Raw genomic sequence first — 22,079 nt, forward strand, 5'->3', positions numbered from 1 at the left:
CCCTCGAGGCGACGGGGTCACTGCAGCCAGACGACGCCGGCGAAGCGGCCCGTCCGCCGGCTGCGACGGTACGAGTAGAGGTCCTCGGACTCGCGCGAGCACGTGCGGGAGAAGTGGTCGATGACCGCACCCTCGCGGCGCAGCTGCTCGGCCACGGCCCCGGCGACGTCGAGTGCAGGGGTGCCGGACACCGAGACCGAGGCGGCGACGGGTTCGACCGCGGCGACCTCGTCGCGCAGGGACGCCGGGACCTCGTAGCAGCGCGGGCACACGGAAGGGCCGATGACGGCATGGATCTCACGGGCCCCGAGCTCGCGCATCGCGGAGAGCGTCTCCGAGACGATGCCTGCGGCCATGCCCGGGCGCCCGGCGTGGACGGCGCCGATGACTCCCGCCTCGGTGTCTGCGAGGAGGACCGGAGTGCAGTCGGCGACCATGATCACCAGACCGACCCCGGCAAGCGCACTCACCTGGGCGTCGGCTTCGGCACCGGCACGGATGGCGGCGGTGTCGGTGACGTGGTGGACGGCCGTGCCGTGGACCTGGGAGACGAAGCTGAGACGCTCCGCGCTCAGCCCGAGGACCTGGGCGAGGGCGGAGCGGTTGGCGGCGACGAGCTCCTCATCGTCGCCGACGTGGCGGGCGAGGTTGAACGAGGAGAAGTCGCCGCTCGAGTATCCGCCGTGCCGGTCGGTGAACGCGACGTGCGCGGTCGACCTACCGGGGACGACGAATCTCGAGTGCAGCATGGTGCCGGATGCTACTTGAGGAAGTCGGGGATGTCGAGATCGTTGTCGAGGCTCGACGTGCTCCGCTCATTGGGCAGCGAGGTCGGGATCTGGTGCTCCTCACGGCGCGGTTCCTCGCGGCGCGGTTCCGGCTCGGAGGTCTCGGGCTCGGAGGAGTCGAAGGTCTCTGCGTCGGATTCGACGACGGCGGGTCCCGACGACGCGGCGACGCCTGCCGGCACGGCCTCGACGACGTTCGCCTCCTGACCGGCGACGGTGCTGTCGAACCCGGCGGCGATGACGGTGACCCGGCATTCGTCGCCGATGTTGTCGTCGATGACGGCGCCGAAGATGATGTTCGCCTCGGGGTGGGCGGCTTCCTGGACGAGCCGGGCGGCTTCGTTGACCTCGAAGAGGCCGAGGTCTGCCCCGCCCTGGATGCAGAAGAGCACACCGTGGGCGCCGTCGATGCTCGCCTCGAGCAGCGGGGAGGCGATCGCGGACTCAGCGGCCTGGACGGCCCGGTCGTCGCCGGTGGCGGCACCGATGCCCATGAGCGCCGTGCCTGCGTCCTGCATGACGGATTTGACGTCGGCGAAGTCGAGGTTGATCAGGCCCGGCACGGAGATGAGGTCCGTGATGCCCTGGACGCCGGAGCGCAGCACCTCATCGGCCGAGCGGAACGCCTCGACGACGGAGACGCTGCGGTCGGAGATCGAGAGCAGACGGTCGTTGGGGATGACGATGAGGGTGTCGACCTCTTCGCGCAGTGCCGCGATGCCGGCTTCGGCCTGCGCCGAACGGCGGCGGCCCTCGAACGTGAAGGGGCGGGTGACGACGCCGATCGTCAGGGCGCCGAGCGACCGGGCGACGCGGGCGACGACGGGAGCCGCACCGGTTCCCGTGCCGCCTCCCTCACCGGCGGTGACGAAGACCATGTCGGCGCCCTCGAGGGCGTCGCGGATCGCGTCCTCGCTCGACTCGGCGGCCTTGCGGCCGATCTCCGGGTCGGCGCCGGCGCCGAGTCCGCGCGTCTGGTCGCGGCCGATCTCGAGCTTGACATCGGCGTCGGAGAGCACGAGCGCCTGCGCGTCGGTGTTGATGGCGATGAACTCCACGCCCCGCAGGCCGACGTCGATCATCCTCTGCACAGCGTTGACACCACCGCCGCCGGTACCGGCAACCTTGATATCCGCTCCGGATTGTGGGAATTCAGCCAAGTCGGTTCCTCGTCTCACGTGCATCGTCCACGCTGTCTCAAGCGTGCATTGTTCGAAGTCTCTGCCCTGAGGCTATTGGCCTGGGCGATACCACTGCAACCATTCTCCCCGGAGTGTCGGACATCGGCCAGTCTCAGCCTCGGTGTGTCGGGGCCAATCGTCAGCCGGTGACCGGCACGGAGGGCACCGACACGTCGATCTCGGTGCGTCCGTCGGCGGCGAGCTGGAGTGCCGTCTGCATCTTCTGGCTCGCGTTCTCCGCGTCGCCGAAGACGACCGAGGCCTTCGTCTCCCCCGTGTCGATGGTGCCGGCCAGTCCCTCGCTGCCCTTCGCCTCGACCGTGCTCAGCTGAGAGCGCAGCTCGGGGCTGAGCGAGGACATGAAGCGGACGACCGCGGCGATCGTCTCCTCGTTCGGCGAGGCCGATTCGAGGACGGTCAGCCCCTTCGGCGCCTCGTCGACGGTGCCGAGGTCGACGGCCTCGGCGTCGTAGAGGGTGAAGCCGCCGCCCGCGGCGATCGCGATGACCGGGGTGCGGTCGGTGACGGCGATCGAGATCGACTGCGGTCCGGAGTAGCGGACGTCGGCCGCCTCGGCGCGGGGGAACTTCTCGAGGACCTCGGCTTCGATCCGGGACAGGCGCAGCTGCGGCAGCGGGGTGCCGCCGTGCTCGGCCTCGACGAAGTCGGCGACCTTCCCGCCGGCCACGAGCTCGGAGCCCTCGACGGAGACCGACCCGAGGGCGAGCAGCGGGGAGAACCAGGCGACGGCCGCGAGCGCGAGGACGGCGGCGATGCTGCCGAGGACGGTCAGGCGCTTGGCCCAGACCTCCCGGCGGCGGGCCCGGATGATCCCGGTGAGGTCCGCCGTCGACTCGTCGCCGACCCGTGGGGGCTGCAGGGGCACCGGTCTCACTTCTCCAGGGCGGCGAGGATCTCCGGACCGAGGATCGTCACGTCGCCGGCGCCGACGGTGAGCACGAGGTCTCCGGGGCGGACGCGTTCGGCGACGAACGGTACGGCGTCGGAGAACGACTCGAGGAACGTCACATGGGAATGTGGCACCCGTTCGGCGATGAGGTTGCCGGTGACCCCGGGCACAGGGTCCTCGCGGGCCGGGAAGACGTCGAGGACGACGACCTCGTCGGCGAGTCCGAGGGCCTCACCGAACTCGGCCTTGAACTCCATCGTCCGGGAGTAGAGGTGCGGCTGGAAGATCGCCCACACCCGCCCGTCGTCGGCGACGACGCCGCGGGCCGCGGAGAGGACCGCGCGGACCTCGGTGGGGTGGTGGGCGTAGTCGTCGATGACGCGCACGCCCGCGGCGAGCCCCCGCTCCTCGAAGCGGCGGCGGGTGCCTCCGTATCCGGCGAGTCCGGCGGCGGCGCGTTCGACGTCGGCGCCGAGGCTGTGGGCGACGGCGATCGCGGCCGTGGCGTTGCGGGCGTTGTGGGCTCCGGGCTGGCGCAGCGCCACCGGCAGCGGTGCGCTGCGGCCGGGCACGAGGAGCGAGAATTCCGAGCCGAGTCCGGAGACGAGGTCGACGATGCGGATGTCGGCGTCCTCGGCGGTGCCGTAGAGGAGGACACGGGTGCCGGTCGCACGCGCGTGCTCGGCGACGTCCCGGGAGCCGGGATCGTCGGCGCAGGCGATGACGGTGCCCCCGCGCGCCCTGATCCCGTCGCAGAAGTCGATGAAGGCCTGCCGGACGTTCTCGGCGGTGCCGTAGTGGTCGAGGTGGTCGGCTTCGACGTTGGTGAGGATGCCGATCGCGGGATCGTAGAGGAGGAACGAGCCGTCGGATTCGTCGGCCTCGGCGACGAAGACGTCTCCGGTGCCGAGGTGGGCGTTCGTGCCCGTCGTCGAGAGCACTCCCCCGATGACGAAGGACGGGTCGAGGCCCGCGGCCTGCAGCGCCACCGTCGTCATCGACGTCGTCGTCGTCTTCCCGTGGGTGCCGGCGACGGCGACGGCGGTCGAGTCGGCCATGAGCGAGGCGAGTGCCCCGGAGCGGTGGAGGATCCGCAGCCCCTTCTCCCGCGCGGCGACGAGTTCGGGGTTGTCGTCGCGGATCGCCGAGGAGACGACGAGGGTGTCGGCCTCGCCGAGGTGGTCGGCGGAGTGTCCGATCTCGACGCGGGCACCGAGGGCCCGGAGGATGTCGACGACAGCGGACTCCTTCGCGTCCGATCCCGACACGCTCACCCCGTTCATCGCCATGATCCGGGCGATCCCGGACATGCCCGACCCGCCGATGCCGATGAAGTGGACGGCTCCGAGCTCGGTGACGGGGACGATCTCAGCTGTGCTCATGGTCAACCTCTCAGAGCGGTCGTGGTGATCTGGGCCATGGTGGCCGCGGCATCGGTCGGGTAGTCCAGGGCGCGTGCCGCCCTGCTCATCCCTCTCAGACGGTCGGGGTCGGCGAGCAGGGGCAGGACGACGTCGGTGACGGTCGCGGAAGTGAACGCCTGGTTGTCGATGATCTGCGAGGCCCCGGCCTCGGCGCTGCCTGCGGCGTTGAGGCGCTGCTCGCCGTTGCCGATGGGCAGGGGGACGTAGATCGTGGGAACGCCGGCGACGGTGGCCTCGGCGACGGTGGCCGCCCCGGACCGGGCGACGAGGAGGTCGGCGGCCGCGTACGCCTTGTCCATCCCGTCGACGTAGTCGACGACGTGGTAGTCGGGCAGCTCGGCGGTCGCCTCCCGGAGGGCCTCGCCCTTGCCGGCCCCGGTGATATGGAGGACCTGGACTCCGGCGGCCTGGCACGCGGCGGCGGCGCCCTGGAAGGCCTCGTTGATCCGCTGCGCTCCGGAGGATCCGCCGGTGACGACGAGGACGGGCCGCTCGTCGGTGAGTCCGAGGGCGGCGCGGGCGGCCGCGCGCACGGACGGGTCGTCACGGTCGAGCTCGGCGATCGAGGCGGGCATGGGCATCCCGACGAGCTCGGCGCCGCGCAGCTTCGTCCCCGGGAAGGTCACCCCGACCCGACCGGGACGGGTGAGGACCGCGCCGAGGCGGTTGGCCATGCCCGGCTTCGCGTTCGCCTCGTGGATGATGATGGGGATCTTCGCCTGCTTCGCGGCAAGGTAGGCCGGCGGGCACACGTACCCGCCGACGCCGACGACGGCGGCGACGTCGCGCTCGGCGATGATGGCCCGGACCGCTGCGATGTTGTCCGCGAAGCGCTTCGGGAACCTCAGCAGTCCGGCCGAGAGCGACCTGGGCATGGGGACCTTCTCGATCGTCAGCAGCTCGAAGCCCGCGGCGGGCACGACCCTGGTCTCGAGGCCGTCGTCGGTGCCGAGCGCGAAGACGTCGGTCTCGGGAAGGGACTCCCGCAGCTCCCGTCCGATCGCGAGCATCGGCGAGATGTGCCCGGTGGTGCCGCCACCGGCCAGGAGAATGCTCGTCACGTCATTTCCTCACTTTCTTCGCGAGTACGCCGAAGGAGGACCGCACACGGTCCTTGTGGGCACGGATCGCCTCGGCGGCTCCCTCTTCGGTGCGGGCGAAGGAGAGGAGGACGCCGACGGCGAGGAGGGAGGCGATGATCGACGATCCGCCGTAGGAGACGAAGGGCAGCGGGAGGCCGATGACGGGCAGGAGGCCGGCGACGACGCCGATGTTGATGGCCGCCTGGCCGATGAGCCACGCGAAGAGGCCCGCCGTGGTGATCTTGACGAAGAGGCTCGTCGAGCGCATCATCACCCGGATGAGTCCGAAGGCGAGCATCGCGAAGACGAGGATGACGGCGAGCGTGCCGACGAGGCCGAGCTCCTCGCCGATGATCGCGAAGATGAAGTCGTTGTGCGCCTCCGGCAGCCACGACCACTTCTCGCGACTCGCTCCGAGCCCGACGCCGAACCATCCTCCCGAGGCCAGGGAGAAGAGTCCGTGGTTGGACTGCCAGGCCTGACCGGTGACGTCGATCGCCGACTGGTCGGAGTGACCGGTGATCACCGTGGTCAGCCGGTTGAGACGGTTCTCGCTGCTGAAGACGAAGAAGGCAGTGACCGCGCCGAGTCCGAGGGCGAGCAGGGCGAAGTACTTCCCGGGGAAGGCGCCGATGAAGAGGCAGGCCAGGGCCATCGCCATGAGGACGAGCGCGGTGCCCAGGTCGTTGCCCGCGACGACGAGGCCGACGGCGGCGCCGATGCCGGGCACGACGGGGATCATCGCATGGCTGAAGGTCGTCATCTTCCCGAACTTGTTCGCGAGCACGCAGCCGAGCCACACCGCGAGGGCGATCTTGAGGAACTCCGAGGGCTGGAGCTGGAAGCCGCCGATCTGGATCCAGTTCGCATTGCCCTTCGTCGCCTTGCCGAGCCCAGGGACGAAGACGGCGGCCTGCATGAGAACACCGAGGCCCATCGCCCACCACGCCAGGCGCTTCCACATGGTCAGTGGGACGAAAGAGGCGGCGATGAGGAGCGCGAAGCCGACGCCGGCGAAGCCCGCCTGCTTGTTGAAGTAGGCGAACGAGGAGCCCTCTCCCCCGTCGTACGAGGTGATCGAGGACGCCGAGAGCACCATGACGAGGCCGAGGCAGGTGAGGGCGACGACGGAGATGAGGATGATGTAGTAGGTCGTGAGCGGGTGGGCCGACACCCGGGAGTACTCGGCGCCGATCGCCCGCAGCAGTCCGCGACCGGGGAAGGGCCTGCGAGTCCGGCCAGCCGTCGCTGTCGCCGAAGCGGTCCTCGCCGAGGCGGTCGCCGGCTTCGTGCGCTTCGGTTTCGCGGACTTCGCCGGCTTCGGCTTCGCCTTCGCTGTTCCTGCCGCCTTCGCGGGCGCTGCCGCCTTCGCGGGCGCTGCCGCGGAGCTCGTCGGTCGGCGTGCTCCCGGTTTCGCGGTGCTCTGCCGTCCCATGTCAGGCCTCCGTGCGGGCGTGGACGGCGCGGGCGAAGAGGTCGCCCCGGGTGGTGTAGTCGAGGAACTGGTCCATGCTCGCGGCGGCCGGGGCGAGGAGCACGGTGTCCCCGGCCGAGGCGATGTCGACTGCCGCGGCGACCGCGGCGTCCATGACCGCAGCTCCCCGCTCACGGGGGGCGACGGTGGGATCGTTCGGGTCGTCGGCGAGATTCGGGTCGATGCGCACGATCTCGAGGTCGGGGACCGCCGCGATCGCCGCCTGGCGCAGCGCGGTGTCGTCGGCGCCGATGAGGACGAGGGACTTGAGCCGCTGGCCGTGCCGGGAGAGCAGATCGGTGAAGTCGGCGCCCTTCGGCAGGCCGCCGGCGATCCAGACGATCGACTCGAGGCTGGACAGCGAGGCGTCGGCGGCGTGGGTGTTCGTCGCCTTCGAGTCGTCGACCCAGCTCACCCCGTCGGCCTCCGCGACGGTGACCATCCGGTGGGCGCCCGGGGCGTGATCGCGCAGCCCCTGCGCGATCGCCTGACCGGGCACGTCGATGCTGCGGGCAAGGGCCGCTGCGGCCAGGGCGTTGGCGATCTGGTGATCGGCGGGTCGTCTGCCCGGGGTGCCGGCGGCCTGCGCGACGTCGCTGAGCGAGGCGAGTTCGGCCGCGGCGGTGTAGCGCTGCGGGATGAAGGCCCGGTCGACGAGGAGCTCGTCGACGACGCCGAGCTCACCGGCGCGGGGGATCTCCGTGGTGAAGCCGATCGCCCGGGCCCCGGCGACGACGTCGGCGTCCTCGACCATGCGCAGGGTCGCCTCGTCGGCGACGTTGTAGACGCACGCGGTGGACACGTCGTGGTAGATCTTCGCCTTGTCGGCGGCGTACGCCTCGGCGCTGCCGTGCCAGTCGATGTGGTCGGGGGCGAGGTTGAGGACGACGGCGGAGGTCGCCGACATCGAGAACTCCCAGTGGAGCTGGAAGCTCGAGAGTTCGATCGCGAGCACCTCGAGTCCGGGTTCGAGGACGGCTTCGAGCAGCGGCGTGCCGATGTTGCCGCAGGCCCGGGCGCGCAGCCCGGCGGCGAGCAGCATCGATTCGAGCATCGTCGTCGTGGTCGTCTTGCCGTTCGTGCCGGTGATCGCGAGCCATTTCGCGTCGTTGGTCCCGCGGATGCGCCAGGCGAGCTCGACCTCACCGATGACGGGGATCCCTGCGGCGATCGCCGCGGCGAGCACGGGCTGCTCGGGCTTCCAGCCCGGTGAGGTGACGACGAGGTCGAACCGTCCCTCGGGCAGGTCCGCCACTGCCGCCGGTCCGCGTCGGATGTCGACGTCGAAGACCTCGAGGATCTCGGTCTTCTCGCTGAGGTCGCGGGTCGTGTCGCCGTCGATGACGACGACCTCGGCACCGCGTTCGCCGAGGTGGACGGCGGCGGGAAAGCCGGTGACGCCGAGTCCGGTGACGAGGATCCGCAGTCCGGCCAGGGACGAACTCGGTCCGGACAGGGCCGCGGGGACCCGGTCGGCGAGCGGATAGTTCAGGTCGGGGTCAGTGGCCAACGCGGGCGACCCATTCGGCGTAGAAGAGGCAGATGCCGGCGATGACGAAGAGTGCGGCGATGATCCAGAAGCGGACGACGATCGTCACCTCGGCCCAGCCCTTGAGTTCGAAGTGGTGCTGCAGCGGGGCCATCCGGAAGACGCGCTTGCCTGTCGTCTTGAACGAGGCGACCTGGATGATCACCGAGAGCGTGACGATGACGAAGAGTCCGCCGATGACGAGGAGGAGCAGCTCGGTGCGCGACATGATCGCCAGACCCGCGATCGCGCCGCCGATCGCCAGCGATCCGGTGTCGCCCATGAAGATCTTCGCCGGTGAGGTGTTCCACCACAGGAAGCCGAAGCACGCGGCGGCCATGGCGCCGGCGACCATGGCGAGGTCGCGGGGGTCGCGCATGTAGTAGCACGCGTTCGTCGCCTCGGACATGAGGTTGCAGTTCTGCGTCGACTGCCACGTGCCGATGACGACGTAGGCGGCGAAGACGACCGCCGAGGCGCCCGCGGCGAGACCGTCGAGTCCGTCGGTGAGGTTGACGGCGTTCGAGACGGCCGTGACGATGAGGTTCGCCCAGATGACGAAGAGGATGAGGCCGAGGACGCCGCCGGCGAAGGCGAGGTCGAGGTTGGTGTCGCGGATGAAGGAGATCTTCGTCGACGCCGGGGTCTCTTCGAAGGCGTTGGGGAACTGGAGGGCGAGGACGGCGAAGGAGATGCCGACGAAGGCCTGCCCGAGCAGCTTCGGCACCGGCCGCAGACCGAGCGAGCGCTGCTTCTTGATCTTGATGAAGTCGTCGAGGAAGCCGACGACGCCGAGGCCCGCGGCGAGCCAGAGGACGAGGAGTCCCGAGGCGGTGGGCACCGAGCCGGTGAGGAGGTGGCCGAGCAGGTAGGCGATGATCGCGGCGCCGATGATGACGACGCCGCCCATCGTCGGGGTGCCGCGCTTCGTCGCATGCGTGGTCGGACCGTCATCGCGGACGAACTGCCCGTAGCCGCGCTTGACGAGGACCCGGATGAACAGCGGGGTGCCGACGAGCGCGAGGAAGAGGCTGACACAGGCTGCGAGCAGAACCGCGATCATTGGGCCCCCGAGACGCCGGCGATGTCGTCCCCGAGGTACCGCAGACCGGCGTCGCGGGAGGACTTGAACAGGACGATGTCACCAGGGGCGAGTTCGGCGCCGAGCAGGTCCTTGGCCTCGGCGACGGTGGCGACCCAGGTCGCCTCGTTGCCCCACGAGCCTTCGAGGTTGGCGGCGTTGAAGATCGGCTTCGCCCCCTCGCCGACGACGATGGTGCGGGTGATGTTGAGCCGGACGACGAGTTCGCCGATGTCGGAGTGCGCGGACACGCTCTCGTCGCCGAGTTCGAGCATCTCGCCGAGCACGGCGAAGGTCCGGCGGGGGCGGCTGTCCTCGTCGCCGCGGCCCATCGCCGCGAGCGTCTTGAGCGAGGCGCGCATCGACTCCGGGTTGGCGTTGTAGGCGTCGTTGAGCACGGTCACGCCCGAGGGCGAGTCGATGAGCTCCATCCGCCAGCGGCTCGCCGCCGAGGAGGTCGCGAGCGTGGTGACGATCGACTTCACCCCGACTCCGCAGGCGAAGGCCACGGCGGCCGCGGCCAGGGCGTTGCCGACGTGGTGCTCGCCGACGAGCGCGAGACGCACCTCCTGCGGCTCCTCGCCGGGCAGATGGAGGGCGAACGAGGGGTGGCCGGAGGAGTCGGTGGAGATCCCGGTCGCGCGGACGATGCGGTCGTCGGCACCGACCCATTCGGGCAGGGATTCCCGCTGGGAGAACCACAGCGTCTCGACGTCTGCGGCGAGCACCTCGCGCATCGCCGCGACGCGGGAGTCGTCGGCGTTGAGCACCGCCGTCGAGCCCGCGACGAGCGATTCGACGAGTTCGGCCTTCGCCCGGGCCGTGTTGTCGATCGAACCGAACACGCCCGAGTGGGCGGTGCCCACGGCGAGTTCGACGGCGATGTCGGGCCGGATGAGGCTCGTGAGGTAGGCGAGGTTGCCGATCGAGCGAGCGCCCATCTCGAGGACGAGGAACTGCGTCTCCTCGTCGGCGCGCAACGCGGTGAGCGGGACGCCGACCTCGTTGTTGTACGAGTTCGGGGGCCACACCGTCGGGCCGGCACCGGCGAGGAGATCGGCGGTGAGGTCCTTGACGGTGGTCTTGCCGACCGAGCCGGTGATGGCGATGACGCGCAGCTCCCCGGTCTCACGCAGCGCTTCGACGCTGCGGCGGGCGAGCTGCCCGAGCGCCTCGGTGGCGTCGGCGACGAGGACCGTCGGCAGCGGGCTGTCGTCGACGGTGGGGACGGATTCGCCGATGACGAGCGCGGCACCGGCCTCCACGGCGGCGGCGGCGAACTCGATGCCGTCGAAGTTCTCTCCGCGGCGGGCGACGTAGATGTCACCGGGGCCGACTTCGCGGGAGTCGGTGACGACTCCGGCGCTCAACAGGGATTCGGGGTCGATGCCGTACAACTCGCCGTTGACGGCGGTTGCGATCTCGGCTGCACTCAGTCGCTTCATATCAACTGTGAACTTTACCTGTTTCGGGGCGCCCGAGTCGCGCGGTCAGCGCTGAGCGTGTCCTCGAGCGGTCGTCGAATTCGGTGACGACGCCGCCCGCCGACTGGCCCGTCTCATGGCCCTTGCCCGCGATGAGCACTGTGGTCGCGGGGCTCGCGGAGGCGATCGCCTTGTCGATGGCCTCGCCGCGATCGCCGATTTCGATGACCTTCTTCACACGCGCGCCTCCCGCAGCGATCTCGGCATCGATTCCCGCCCTGACGGCGGCCCGGATGGCCGCGGGGTCCTCGCTGCGCGGGTTGTCGTCGGTGAGAACGATCACATCGGCCCCGCGTGCCGCGGCCGCACCCATTCCGTGGCGCTTGCCGGGGTCGCGATCGCCGCCGGCGCCGACGACGATGACGAGCTCGTCGCTGTCGGCGTCGAGCGAGGCGAGGGCCTTCGCGATCGCATCGGGCGTGTGGGAGTAGTCGACGATCGCCCGCGGAAGCTCGTGCGCTGCGTCCTCGGCGATGCCGATGACCTCCATGCGTCCGGGGACGGCGGCGGTGAACGTCCGCCCGATCGCGCTCAGCTCGGTCGCCGGGATCCCGGATTCGACGAGCATCGCGGCCGCGAGTGCGGTGTTCGTGACGTTGAAGTCCCCCGGCAGCGGTGAGCGCAGCGGAATGGTCTCTCCCTCGCCGAGGCGGAGGCTGAAGTCGGATTCGCCGGGTGTGTGGTCGATCCGCAGCCGGCTGCGGTCGTCGCGGCCGAGGGTGGTCACGGGGATCTGCGCGGCCGCGGCCATCCGCTCGCCCCATTCGTCCTCGATGACGATGACGGCCCGGTCGGCGAAGGCGCGGGTGAAGAGCGCGGCCTTGGCCGCGAAGTACTCGTCCATCGAATGGTGGAAGTCGAGGTGGTCCTGGGAGAGGTTCGTGAACCCGGCGACGGCGAAGTGGGCGCCGTCGACGCGGTGCTGGCTCAGCGCGTGCGAGGAGACCTCCATCGCGCACGTGTCGACGTCGGCGGCGCGCATCTTCGCGAACAGGGCGTGGAGCTCAGGTGCCTCGGGAGTGGTGCGCACGGCCGGCACGGCGGTGCCGTCGATGAGGGTCGCCACGGTGCCGATGACGCCGGTGCGCCGTCCGAGGGCCTCGAGCATGCCCGCGAGCAGGTAGGTCGTCGTCGTCTTCCCGTTGGTCCCGGTGACGCCGAGGAGCTCGGGGCGGACGTCGGTGCCGTAGACGGCGGCGGAGACGAAGCCGAGCACGGCCCGGGGGTCGTCGACGACGAGGCCGGTGACCGCGGCGAGGGCGTCCGGGTCGACCGCCTCGGCGATGAGCCGCCAGCCGACCGGATCGGTGAGGATCGCGCTCACGCCTGCGGCGATGAGGTCGGGGGCGAAGCGGGCGCCGTGGACGTTCGACCCCGGCAGGGCGGCGTAGAGCTGCCCCGGGGCGACCGTGCGCGAGTCGTGGGAGACGCCCGAGACCTCACGGTCGGGGTCTCCGTGGATCGTGCCGGGGGCCGCGGGGAGCAGCTGGGAGATGCGCATCATTTCCATTCTCGAGCAGGCAGGTTCGGGTCCGTCGACGACGGGGGGATCTTGTAGTGCCGCATCACGAAGCCGGCGACATCGGAGAACACGGGCGCGGCGGCGGTACCACCGTAGTAGCCCTTCCGCGGGCGCTGCAACGTCACGGAGATCGCGAACTGGGGGTCCTCGGCGGGGATGACTCCGACGAAGGACGCGGTGTAGCCGTCGTAGCCGCCGCCTTCGGCGGACGGGGCCTGCGCGGTGCCCGTCTTGCCGGCGACGCGGTAGCCGGAGACCTGCGCGGACTGTCCGGTGCCCTCGGCGACGACGCCCTCGAGCATCGCCAGCGTCTGGTCGGCGGCCTTCTCACTGACCACCCGTCTCGGTTCGTCGGCGGGGAGAGGGATCGTCCTGCCCGATGGAGAGATCGTGCCGTCGACGAGGCGGGAGGGCACGTCGACTCCTCCGTTGGCGATCGTCGCGATGACATCGGTGGTCTGGATCGCGTTCGCCGCCATGCCCTGTCCGAACATCACCGTGTACTTCGTCCGCCCGTCCCAGTCCTGATAGGGGTGGAGGATGCCGCCGGTCTCGGCAGGGAAGCCGATGCCCGATGCCGATCCGAAGCCGAAGCGCTTCATGTACTCATACCGCTGCGCCTCGGTGAGCGCCTGACCGGCGAGGATCGTTCCGGTGTTCGAGGATTCGGCGAGGATGCCGGCGAACGTGAGCTTCTGGTCGGGGTGGGGTGAGGAATCGCGGAACTCCTCGCCGTTGGGTGCCTTCCACGTGTCGGGGACCGTGAACTCCTGGTCCGGGGTGACGAGGCCCTGGTCGAGCAGCGCTGCGGCGGTGACCATCTTCGCCGTCGACCCGGGCTCGAAGACGTCGGTGAAGATGCGCGACCCGCGGTCGGCGCCGTCGACCTTGCCCGGATTGTTCGGGTCGACGCTCGGGGCATCGGCGGCGGTGAGGATCTTGCCGGTCTTGATCTCCTTGATGACGACCGATCCCGACTCGGCCTTGTGCTTCTTCACCTGTTCGGCGATCGCCTGCTGCGCGTAGTACTGGACGGACGGGTTGATCGTCGTGCGGATGCCGTCGCCGTCCTTGGCCGCGCGGATGTTGTTGTCGCCGAGGGGGATGATGTCCCCGCGCGCGCCGCGTTCGTACTGCTGCTGCCCGTCACGGCCCGAGAGCTGCTCGTCGTAGGCGAGTTCGAGGCCGGCCTGGGCCGGGCCGTCGGAGCTGAGGAAGCCGACGAGGTTGCCGGCGACCCCGCCGGAGGGATAGGAGCGGACCGCGTACTCCTCGGCGGAGATGCCGAGGATGTCAAGGGCCTCGATCTCCCGCCAGGTCTCCGAGGTCAGGCCCTTGGCCACCGGGTTCCACCGCTTGTCGCCGACGAGTTCGGGGTAGAGCAGGCCCGGGTCGGTGTTGAGCGGTCCGGCGAGCGCCTCGGCGGCCCCCCACGCTCCGAGCAGCTTGCCGTCCCGTTTGTACTGGGCGACGTTCTTCTGGTCGACGACGAGCTGATAGCGGGAGACGCTGTCGGCGAGCACCGTGCCGTCGGCGGCGACGATCTGTCCCCGGTCGGCGGGCAGGGTGCGGGTGACGAGGCGGTTGGCCAGTGCCTTCTCCGCGAGCTTCATCGAGTCCATGCCCTGGATGGAGACGAGGCGGACGCCGGTGACGACGAGGACGATCACGGAGAGGATCGCGACGACGGCGATCCGACGGCGCAGGTTGGGTGCCTTCGCCTTGCGCGCTCGTGGGGCCATGCCTCGTCCTTACCTCGTGGCTCGTCTCTGTCTCCGGGCGCCGGCCCGGCTGCGGGGCTCCCCCGCCCCGAGCGGGCGAGGATCAGTTCGGGGACTTCTGTGCGGGGGGTGCGATGTCCTTGCCCGGGCTTCCGCCGACGACGGGAAGCTTCTCATCCGATCGTAGATTGGGTCGGAGGTCCTCCCTGGTATCGGCGCGCGGGCCGGGGACGACTGTCGGCTTCTTCTCACCGGACTCGTCGATCGGCGGGGCGTCGATGACCTTGCCCGTCTTCGCGTCGAGGAACTCCGGGGAGGTGTCGCGGACGAGGCCGAGCTCCTCGGCGGCCTTGGCGATGTTCTGCGGGGACTCGCGGTAGGAGTTGTCCTCGACGAGGCGGTCCTTCTCCTCGGCGAGTTTCTCCTTCTCCGCTCCCAGCCGCTCGATCTCATACGAGGTGTTCGAGATGAAGATGTTGAGGAGGAGGACGGCGACGAGGGTGGCGACGAGGATCCCGATGCAGAGCAGCGAGAACGGCAGCTTCGACTTCGGCAGCTCGAACTTGAGCAGGCGCAGCCGCGGAGACGATGCGGGGGTCTCCTGCCTGCGGCGCTGAGGTGCTCCGGCGACGGCGTGTGCGTGGCTCACTGCTGGTCCTCCCTGATCTTGACAACGGCGCGCAGCCTCACGCTCTTCGCGCGAGGGTTGGTCTCGGCTTCCTCGTCGTCGGCGACTTCGGCTCCGCGCACGATCTCGCGCAGCCACGGCTGCAGGTGCTCGGGCACGACGGGCAGGTCCGGCGGCGCCTGGCTGACGGTGCCGGCTCGGAAGATCCGCTTGACGATCGTGTCCTCGAGCGACTGATAGGACTCGATGACGGCCACTCCCCCGACGTGGAGCGCTTCCAGCGCGGCCGGCAGGGCAGTGCGGAGCACGCCGAGTTCGTCATTGACCTCGATCCGCAGCGCCTGGAACGTCCGCTTCGCCGGGTGGGAGCGCTTCTTGCCCTCGGGCAGGACGCGGGCGAGCATCGCCGCGAGCTGATCGGAGGTCTCCCACGGGGTCGTCTCACGGTCAGTGACGATGATCTTCGCGATCTTCCCGGCCATCTTCTCCTCGCCGTACTCGCGCAGGATGCGCCGCAGTTCGGCTTCGGGATAGGTCGCGAGCACCTCGGCGGCGGTCCTCCCCCGGCTCTGGTCCATGCGCATGTCCAGCGGGGCGGGACGGGAGTAGGAGAAGCCGCGGTCGTCCTCGTCGAGCTGGAGGGAGGAGACGCCGAGGTCGAGGAGGATGCCGCTGATCGCCTCGATGCCGAGGTCGGCGAGGACGCGCGGCAGTTCGTCGTCGACGGCGTGGACGATGTCGGTGCGCTCGGCGAAGGGGGCCAGCCGCTTCGTCGCGATGGCGATGGCCTCGAGGTCGCGGTCGATGCCGACGAGGTGGACGTCGGGGAAGGCCCGGAGCACCGCCTCGGCGTGGCCGCCCATGCCCAGGGTGCCGTCGACGATGACGGGGGTGCGCCCCTGGTCGCGGGCGGCGGCGACGCCGACGCCGAGGAGCTCGACCACGCGCTCGAGGAGCACTGGCACATGCTGTGCGTTCATGGTGGAGTCCTTCGTGCGTGGTCGTCTCTGGTCTCGGTGCCCTGCTGGAGTCGGAACCTTGTCCGCCGCGGCCCTGGCACCGGGGAAGTGTGTCAGGACGGGTGAGCTTCGGAACCGGGGAAGTGCCCCGAATCTCAGCACACGGCGGGCAAGGATCGAACCCGAGCAGGATCAGATCACTCCGGGGATCACCTCGTTCTCGCGTTCGGCGAAGGCCTGCTGCGCTCCCACGAGGTACTCCTCCCACGTCGGTGCGTCCCAGATCTCGACTCGGTTGCCCATGCCGATCACTGCGACCTCCCGATCGAGCGATGCGTACTGCCGCAGTATGTGCGGGACGGTGATGCGCCCCTGCTTGTCCGGCTGATCCGCAAAGGCCGCCGACAGGAACACGCGCTGGTAGTCGCGTGCCTCCTTGTTCGTCTTCGGCGCGTTCTGGATCCGCTCGTGCTCGGCCTCGAACTCCGTGGTGGGGAACAGGGTGAGGCAGTTCTCCTGGCCACGGGTGAGAACGAGTCCTGGCGAGAGCTCGTCACGGAACTTTGCGGGCAGGATGAGGCGACCCTTGTCGTCGAGCTTCTGCATATGAGTGCCCAAGAACATGTCGTCTCACCCCTTTCGAAACCAATCGGCTCCGATAGCAACCACCCTACTCCACTTCCCTCCACATCATCCAGCACATTCCCCCCACTTCCTCTCCAGAGCCAATGAAATCCCAGGTCAGACCGGTGGAGGAAAGTGGAGAAAATTTCCCATCGGCGCGTTCGACGGTGCTCGTCTCCCGGTGGGATGGGCCGCCTCGGCGGGGGTGTCAGGGTCCGTGATCCCCGGATTTCCGGGGTTGACCGCCGAGGTGGAGGGCAGTGGGGAGGAAAGTGGGGCGGTCGGTGGAGCGAAGTGGGGCGGGCGGTAGAGGAAGGTGGGGAGGGAAGTGGAGACCCGCCGGGAGGCGTGTGGGCAGGGCCGGGGAGCGGAGTGGGGCGAGGTCGACGGCGACCGCAGAGTTCCTGAGAGGCGCCCGAATGGATGCCGGGGGCGGGATAGGGAAGAATGGACGCATGTCGACCAGCCAGGAAGCCACGCAGACCAACTCCGTCATCGGCACCGAGCACATCGAATGGGTTCAGCAGCTGACGTCCCGCGCCCGCACGGCGATGAACTCCGTGCTCGAGGGCAAGGACGAAGCCGTCGGCCTCTCCCTCATCGCCCTCCTCGCCGGCGGCCATGTCCTCCTCGAGGACGTGCCCGGCGTCGGCAAGACGCTCCTGGCCCGTGCGATGGGCAAGGTCGTCGACGGTTCGGTCCGCCGCATCCAGTTCACGCCCGACCTTCTGCCCACCGACGTCGTCGGGGTCAACCTGTTCAATCAGGAGACCCGCCACTTCGAGTTCCGGCGCGGCCCGGTCTTCGCGAACATCGTCATCGCCGACGAGATCAACCGCGCCTCCCCCAAGACCCAGTCGGCGATGCTCGAGTGCATGGCCGAGGGTCAGGCGACGATCGACGGGGAGACGCACAGGATGCCGTCGCCGTTCATCGTCGTCGCCACGCAGAACCCCATCGACATGGAGGGCACCTACGCCCTGCCCGAGGCCCAGCGCGACCGCTTCATGACCCGACTCTCGCTCGGCTACCCGGCGACGGCCGACGAGGTCGATCTGCTCGACAATCAGATCGAGCACGACCCGCTCGCCGCGGCACAGGCGGTCACGAGCCTCGAACAGGTCGGACAGGCCCGCGACATCGTCCGTCACGTCGGTGCCAGCCGCGAGCTGCGCGAGTACATCGTCGCGATCCTCCAGGCCAGCCGCAACGACCAGGCGATCCTGCTCGGCTCATCGCCCCGCGGCGGCGTCCACCTGCTCCGTGCGGCGAAGGCGCGCGCAGCACTGTCGGGCCGCACCTTCGTCACCCCCGACGACATCCAGGCACTCGCGCCGTACATCCTCGCCCACCGCATCATCCCCCGCGACGGCGACGACTCCGAGCTCGCGGCCGAACTCATCGGCCGTGTCCTCCAGCGGGTCCCCGTCTCTGCGAATCAGTGACGGCATGCGACTGAGCACCTCGGGAATCATCTTCATCATCGCCGGTGCCGCGCTCATCGTCGGCGCCTACCGGTTCGCCCTGCCCGGTCTGCTCCCCGCCGGCCTGCTCCTCCTCGCCCTCGTGCTCCTCTCCGCGGCGCTCATCGGGTGGGGCACCCGGCGGATCTCGGTGAGCCTGCGCACCCCCCTGCCCGAGGTCCGGCTCCGGCCCGGCGGCGACCGGTACCCCCTGGCGCCCGAAGGCAAGGAGGTCGAACTCGACGCGGTGGTGACGAACACCGGCCACCTCGCGGTGCCGTCCTCGACGATCGACTTCATCGCCGCCGACGGATTCGGCGATTCCACCGTCGGGGAGGTCCCGCCGCTGGCCGGCGGTCGCTCGCAGACCGTGCTCACCTCCTTCACCCCCGGACGACGCGGGGTCAGCGGCATCGAGTCGGTGCTCATCACCGTCGCCGGGCCCTTCGGGCTCGTCACGGCGAAGAAGAAGGTCCTCGGGTCGTTCCCCATCGCCGTGGCTGTGCCGACGCTCGGCGCGCGCATCCCCCGCGAATCGGCGAACCGGCCCGCCCGCCTCGACGAGGGGAAGATCCGCTCCGGGCACACCACCCGCGACTTCCACACCCGGGAGTACGTGCCCGGCGACGACCTCCGGCACGTGCACTGGCCGACGACCGCGAAGTCCGGGGAGCTCATGGTCCGCCACGAGGCCGAGGAGGAGACGCTCCACGCGCTCATCGTCATCGACCTCGATCGTCCGGAGCAGGCGCCCGACGAGCTCGAGACCGAGTTCCTCATCGCCGCCGCGGCAGCCGCCGGGGTCGCCTTCCTCCGCGCCGACTACGAGGTCTGCGTCGTCGCTCCGGGACACGAGATCAGGTTCCGCGGGCAGAAGGACGTCGACCGACTGCGCCTGCTCACCGCGCTCATCGAACCCGGGCGGGCCGAGCTGCCCGCCCATGACGATCCCAACCACGTCGTCATCTGCGCCGCCGACGACTCCCGCGCCGAGGCGATGGCCGCGCACTTCTCCCGGCGGATCCCCATCACGGTCCGCAGCCTCTCCGAGATCGACGACATGACGATGCTCGGCCTCAGCGAGGACCTTCCGGAATCGTGGACGACCTTCGAGACGAAACGGGTGATCCGATGACCGCCGACCTCGCCCAGACCACCGAGGCGAAGTCCTCGACCTGGTTCGAGTCCCTCGCCGTGTTCGTCGCCATGGTGCTCACGGCGATCGGTCTCTCCGCGGTCTTCTCCGACCTGGGCTGGCTGCCGCCGGTCCTCGTCGCCGTCGCCCTCATCGTCGCCGTCGGCGCGATCTTCCGCAGCATCGCCGGACTGCGGGCCACCGGCACCGCCGTCATCGCCCAGTGCGTCGCCGGCGTCTACGCCGTCCTCATCCTCTGCGTGCCCGACACGATGCTCTTCGGGGTCATCCCCACCGGTGATTCGTTCGTCGCCGTCATCGACCTGCTCTCCTCCGGGGTGAGCGACCTCTACGCCTCGACGCCGCCGGCGGCGAGCACACCCGGCTTCACCGCGATGCTCACGATCGCCTTCACACTCATCACGATCCTCATCGACGGCCTCGTCTCCGACCTGCGCGCGCCCAAGGTCTCCGGTGTGCTCCTGCTCGTGCTGTGGATGATCCCCGTCTTCTTCGCCCCCGCCGAGGTCCGCTGGTGGCACATCGCCGCAGTGCTCGCGGCCTTCCTCCTCCTCATCCTCAGTCCGTACTTCCCGGCGGCGAAGTGGCGGGGCGGACTCACCGCGCTCGTCGCCGGAGCGGTCGCCGTCATCCTCGGCATCGGTCTGCCCACGATCCTGCCGACGGTCCCCACCCTGCCGGACCGGGCCTCGAACAACCAGGGCGACCTCACGGTGACGAATCCGTTCCTCGACCTGCGCTCCGACCTCGGTGACCGGGACGACTCGACGCTGTTCTCCTACACGACGACGGCGGAGGAGCCGGAGCCGATCCGGCTGACCTCGGTCAACTCGTTCGACGGACAGACGTGGGCCCCGACGCCGTTCGGCCTCGACCAGTTCGCGATCGCCTCGGAAGGGCTGCCGTGGCCGGAGGGGCTGCCGCGCAACAACGGCTACACCGAAGAGCGCATCGACGTCACGATCGGCGACTACGACCAGCAGTACCTGCCGACTCCCTATGCGCCGCAGCAGCCCCAGGGACTCAACCGCCGGTGGATCTACGACGAGGAGTCGCTGACGATCGTCGGCAACGGTGAGCGCTCAGCAGGTCAGCAGTACTCGATGGAGTACCTCTCGATCACCCCCAACGTCGAGGATCTGAGGACGGCGACTCCGGTGAACTCGAGCCAGTTCGAGACCGAGCTCGAAGTGCCCGCGAGCCTGCCCCCGAGCGTGCAGCAGACCGCGGAGGACGTCACAGCCGGGGCGAGCAACCAGTGGGAGGCGGCTGTGCTCCTCCAGGCGTACTTCCGCAGCGGTGAGTTCGAGTACTCGCTCGACGCTCCCGAACAGGCCAGCGGCGATGCGATCTCCGACTTCCTCACCGAGAAGAAGGGCTACTGCGTCCAGTTCTCCTCGGCGATGACGATCATGGCGCGGACCATGGGGATCCCCGCCCGGATCGGCGTCGGCTTCGCCGGAGGCACCGAATCCGGCGACGGGTACGAAGTGTCCATGCAGGATTCGCACGCGTGGCCCGAGCTCTACTTCGAGGGCGCCGGCTGGGTCCGCTTCGAACCGACGCCCGGCGGACCGGCCGGCGCCCCGCCGGCGTGGACGCTCGCCGACGGCAGCAGTGAGAGCACCGACGAGGAGACCGAGGAGTCGGCCTCGCCGACAGAGGAGCCGACGGAGTCGGCTGCCGAGACGGCTCCGGCCGAGACCGAGGAGCCGACGACCGAGGAGACCGACGCGGCCGCCCAGCCGGCGTCGGCGGACTACTCGACGATCGTCTGGGCCCTGGTCATCGCCGCGCTCGTCCTCCTCCTGCTCGCGATCCCCGCGATCTGGCGGATGCTTCTGCGCAGCCGCCGCACCGGCTCACCCGTCGACGTCGAACGGGTGTGGACGGAGATCAGGGCACTGGCCACCGACTACGGGCAGAGCCTCGACCCGAGCCGCACCCTGCGCCACGACGAGCTCGTCCTCGCCGGAGGTCCGGCAGTCGCCGGCGCCGCTCCGGGGGATGCCGGGCCAACCGCCGGGGACCCGGCGACGGGCGGGCCTGGGCCCGGCCCCGGACCCGACGGTGCGACTGCCGGACCCGACAGCGCGACCGCGCGCCCCGACGGCAGACTCGCCCCTGCGGGCGGACTCGACGCCCTGCGCCGACCGGTGCCCTCGGGCCCTGACGGAGGCCGCCGCGACACCGCGCTGGCCGGGTTCATCGACGCCCTCGAGGCCAAGCGCTACGGTGCGCAGCCGGTCGACGTCTCTGACGCCGAGGCCCGTGCGGTCGTCGACGAGGTGCAGACCGACCTGTCCGAGCATGCGACGCCGGGCGCACGGATCCGGGCGAAGATCTGGCCGGCGAGCATCTTCAGCCCGCCGAAGTGAGCCTCCGGAGGCTCCGGCGTCCGAGGACCGCTTCGACGGGTTTGACCCACCACAGCTCCCCGAGGCGGTAGTCGCCGCCGCGGACGAGGCGCTCGGCGAGGTCGGGGCGCAGCCGCCGCAGGCAGATCCGTGCCTTGAGGGCATGGTGGGACGTCGAGACGACGGCGATGCTCGTCGCCTCCTCGAGGAGCGGGATCGCCTGCTCGATGTTCTCCTTCGTGCTCGTGCTTGCCGTCTCGAGGCGGATGGCACCGGTGAAGCCGAGCTCGTCGCGGGCGTACCGGCGCATGAGTTCGGCTTCGGGGAGCGCTCCTGCGACCGCGCCGCCGGAGAGCACGAGCGCGGACTCCGCGGCTTCCGGATCGACCGAGCGCACGCCTGCGCGCACCCGGAAGCGGTTGATCGCGTTCGCCCGTGGACCCGGGTTGCGGTACCCGAGGACGAGGACGGCGTGCGACGCCGACGGATCGGTGGCGCCTTCCGACGTCTCCGACCCGCTCCGCGGGAACCCTCGCCGGCTGGCGGCCCAGCTGGAGAGCTCACCGAAGGCGACGACGCCGATCGCGGCGATCACCCCGGCCGAGGTCAGTGCTGCGGCTGTGCGCACGAGTCGTTCCTCCCCCGGGAGGATCCGGCAGGGACAGCAGAAATGCGCCCCCGGCTGGGAGCGCATTCG

The 22,079-nt window shown here is 70.1% G+C and carries 18 protein-coding genes; 3 read left to right on the forward strand and 15 right to left on the reverse strand.

The window, feature by feature from the left end; genetic code table 11:
• Positions 1-17 precede the first annotated feature (17 nt).
• The 14 genes from pgeF to mraZ form a co-directional block, all read right to left on the reverse strand.
• On the reverse strand, positions 18-749 hold the full coding sequence (gene pgeF / locus ACQ1RG_RS14630) for a peptidoglycan editing factor PgeF (RefSeq protein WP_009379923.1): 732 nt from the start codon (positions 747-749) through the stop codon (positions 18-20).
• An 11-nt stretch (positions 750-760) separates the two neighbouring features.
• A complete protein-coding gene (gene ftsZ / locus ACQ1RG_RS14635) occupies positions 761-1,948 on the reverse strand; it encodes a cell division protein FtsZ (protein WP_009379925.1) in 1,188 nt (395 codons plus the stop codon).
• A 160-nt stretch (positions 1,949-2,108) separates the two neighbouring features.
• Positions 2,109-2,855 (reverse strand): cell division protein FtsQ/DivIB, encoded by a 747-nt coding sequence (locus tag ACQ1RG_RS14640; RefSeq protein WP_009379927.1) that lies wholly within the window; start codon positions 2,853-2,855, stop codon positions 2,109-2,111.
• Between the two features lie 5 nt (positions 2,856-2,860).
• Complete coding sequence (murC, locus tag ACQ1RG_RS14645; protein ID WP_009379929.1) at positions 2,861-4,261, reverse strand: UDP-N-acetylmuramate--L-alanine ligase; 1,401 nt, start codon at positions 4,259-4,261, stop codon at positions 2,861-2,863.
• 2 nt (positions 4,262-4,263) lie between these two features.
• Positions 4,264-5,364, reverse strand: a complete 1,101-nt coding sequence (locus tag ACQ1RG_RS14650; RefSeq protein WP_009379931.1) for a UDP-N-acetylglucosamine--N-acetylmuramyl-(pentapeptide) pyrophosphoryl-undecaprenol N-acetylglucosamine transferase — start codon at positions 5,362-5,364, stop codon at positions 4,264-4,266.
• A 1-nt stretch (position 5,365) separates the two neighbouring features.
• A complete protein-coding gene (gene ftsW / locus ACQ1RG_RS14655; RefSeq protein WP_430600191.1) occupies positions 5,366-6,820 on the reverse strand; it encodes a putative lipid II flippase FtsW in 1,455 nt (484 codons plus the stop codon).
• Position 6,821: 1 nt separating this feature from the next.
• Positions 6,822-8,369 carry a UDP-N-acetylmuramoyl-L-alanine--D-glutamate ligase gene (gene murD, locus ACQ1RG_RS14660; RefSeq protein ID WP_095376571.1) on the reverse strand — a complete coding sequence of 516 codons (1,548 nt, stop codon included), beginning with the start codon at positions 8,367-8,369 and terminating at the stop codon, positions 6,822-6,824.
• Positions 8,359-9,450 carry a phospho-N-acetylmuramoyl-pentapeptide-transferase gene (gene mraY / locus ACQ1RG_RS14665; protein WP_201671067.1) on the reverse strand — a complete coding sequence of 364 codons (1,092 nt, stop codon included), beginning with the start codon at positions 9,448-9,450 and terminating at the stop codon, positions 8,359-8,361. Before mraY ends, murD begins: the two co-directional genes overlap by 11 nt.
• Entirely contained in the window at positions 9,447-10,913 is a 1,467-nt protein-coding gene (locus ACQ1RG_RS14670) for a UDP-N-acetylmuramoyl-tripeptide--D-alanyl-D-alanine ligase (protein WP_063250875.1), read from the reverse strand. Before ACQ1RG_RS14670 ends, mraY begins: the two co-directional genes overlap by 4 nt.
• Position 10,914: 1 nt before the next feature.
• Entirely contained in the window at positions 10,915-12,456 is a 1,542-nt protein-coding gene (locus tag ACQ1RG_RS14675; RefSeq protein ID WP_063250876.1) for a UDP-N-acetylmuramoyl-L-alanyl-D-glutamate--2,6-diaminopimelate ligase, read from the reverse strand.
• Positions 12,453-14,216 carry a peptidoglycan D,D-transpeptidase FtsI family protein gene (locus ACQ1RG_RS14680; RefSeq protein ID WP_063250877.1) on the reverse strand — a complete coding sequence of 588 codons (1,764 nt, stop codon included), beginning with the start codon at positions 14,214-14,216 and terminating at the stop codon, positions 12,453-12,455. The genes ACQ1RG_RS14675 and ACQ1RG_RS14680 overlap by 4 nt, the downstream gene beginning before the upstream one ends.
• A gap of 82 nt (positions 14,217-14,298) precedes the next feature.
• Positions 14,299-14,844, reverse strand: coding sequence for a hypothetical protein (locus ACQ1RG_RS14685; protein WP_101623679.1), 546 nt, complete (start codon positions 14,842-14,844; stop codon positions 14,299-14,301).
• Complete coding sequence (rsmH, locus tag ACQ1RG_RS14690; protein ID WP_063250878.1) at positions 14,841-15,803, reverse strand: 16S rRNA (cytosine(1402)-N(4))-methyltransferase RsmH; 963 nt, start codon at positions 15,801-15,803, stop codon at positions 14,841-14,843. The genes ACQ1RG_RS14685 and rsmH overlap by 4 nt, the downstream gene beginning before the upstream one ends.
• A 171-nt stretch (positions 15,804-15,974) precedes the next feature.
• Positions 15,975-16,406 (reverse strand): division/cell wall cluster transcriptional repressor MraZ, encoded by a 432-nt coding sequence (gene mraZ / locus ACQ1RG_RS14695; protein WP_040342214.1) that lies wholly within the window; start codon positions 16,404-16,406, stop codon positions 15,975-15,977.
• Between the two features lie 455 nt (positions 16,407-16,861).
• On the opposite strand from mraZ, the gene ACQ1RG_RS14700 reads away from it, so the two are divergent.
• The 3 genes from ACQ1RG_RS14700 to ACQ1RG_RS14710 are packed head-to-tail and all read left to right on the forward strand — an operon-like array spanning position 16,862 to position 21,403.
• Complete coding sequence (locus tag ACQ1RG_RS14700) at positions 16,862-17,851, forward strand: AAA family ATPase (RefSeq protein WP_063250842.1); 990 nt, start codon at positions 16,862-16,864, stop codon at positions 17,849-17,851.
• Positions 17,852-17,855: 4 nt separating this feature from the next.
• Positions 17,856-19,004 carry a DUF58 domain-containing protein gene (locus tag ACQ1RG_RS14705; RefSeq protein ID WP_009379962.1) on the forward strand — a complete coding sequence of 383 codons (1,149 nt, stop codon included), beginning with the start codon at positions 17,856-17,858 and terminating at the stop codon, positions 19,002-19,004.
• On the forward strand, positions 18,968-21,403 hold the full coding sequence (locus ACQ1RG_RS14710) for a transglutaminaseTgpA domain-containing protein (RefSeq protein ID WP_238614755.1): 2,436 nt from the start codon (positions 18,968-18,970) through the stop codon (positions 21,401-21,403). Before ACQ1RG_RS14705 ends, ACQ1RG_RS14710 begins: the two co-directional genes overlap by 37 nt.
• On the opposite strand, the gene ACQ1RG_RS14715 is transcribed toward ACQ1RG_RS14710, so the two are convergent.
• The gene (locus ACQ1RG_RS14715) at positions 21,387-22,010 is read right to left on the reverse strand and encodes a YdcF family protein (protein WP_009379964.1); all 624 of its coding nucleotides are present in this window, start codon (positions 22,008-22,010) and stop codon (positions 21,387-21,389) included. The two genes, ACQ1RG_RS14710 and ACQ1RG_RS14715, sit on opposite strands and share 17 nt — an antisense overlap.
• Positions 22,011-22,079: the final 69 nt, after the last annotated feature.

Source organism: Brevibacterium sp. K72 (assembly GCF_050562175.1).
Lineage (GTDB): Bacteria > Actinomycetota > Actinomycetes > Actinomycetales > Brevibacteriaceae > Brevibacterium > Brevibacterium casei.

Coding starts and splice junctions, on each gene's coding strand:
- pgeF (WP_009379923.1), bottom strand. CDS start 749: ATGCTGCACTCGAGATTCGTCGTCCCCGGTAGGTCGACCGCGCACGTC.
- murC (WP_009379929.1), bottom strand. CDS start 4,261: ATGAGCACAGCTGAGATCGTCCCCGTCACCGAGCTCGGAGCCGTCCAC.
- rsmH (WP_063250878.1), bottom strand. CDS start 15,803: ATGAACGCACAGCATGTGCCAGTGCTCCTCGAGCGCGTGGTCGAGCTC.
- ACQ1RG_RS14705 (WP_009379962.1), top strand. CDS start 17,856: ATGCGACTGAGCACCTCGGGAATCATCTTCATCATCGCCGGTGCCGCG.
- ACQ1RG_RS14675 (WP_063250876.1), bottom strand. CDS start 12,456: ATGATGCGCATCTCCCAGCTGCTCCCCGCGGCCCCCGGCACGATCCAC.
- ACQ1RG_RS14700 (WP_063250842.1), top strand. CDS start 16,862: ATGTCGACCAGCCAGGAAGCCACGCAGACCAACTCCGTCATCGGCACC.
- mraY (WP_201671067.1), bottom strand. CDS start 9,450: ATGATCGCGGTTCTGCTCGCAGCCTGTGTCAGCCTCTTCCTCGCGCTC.
- ACQ1RG_RS14670 (WP_063250875.1), bottom strand. CDS start 10,913: ATGAAGCGACTGAGTGCAGCCGAGATCGCAACCGCCGTCAACGGCGAG.
- ftsW (WP_430600191.1), bottom strand. CDS start 6,820: ATGGGACGGCAGAGCACCGCGAAACCGGGAGCACGCCGACCGACGAGC.
- mraZ (WP_040342214.1), bottom strand. CDS start 16,406: ATGTTCTTGGGCACTCATATGCAGAAGCTCGACGACAAGGGTCGCCTC.
- ACQ1RG_RS14680 (WP_063250877.1), bottom strand. CDS start 14,216: ATGGCCCCACGAGCGCGCAAGGCGAAGGCACCCAACCTGCGCCGTCGG.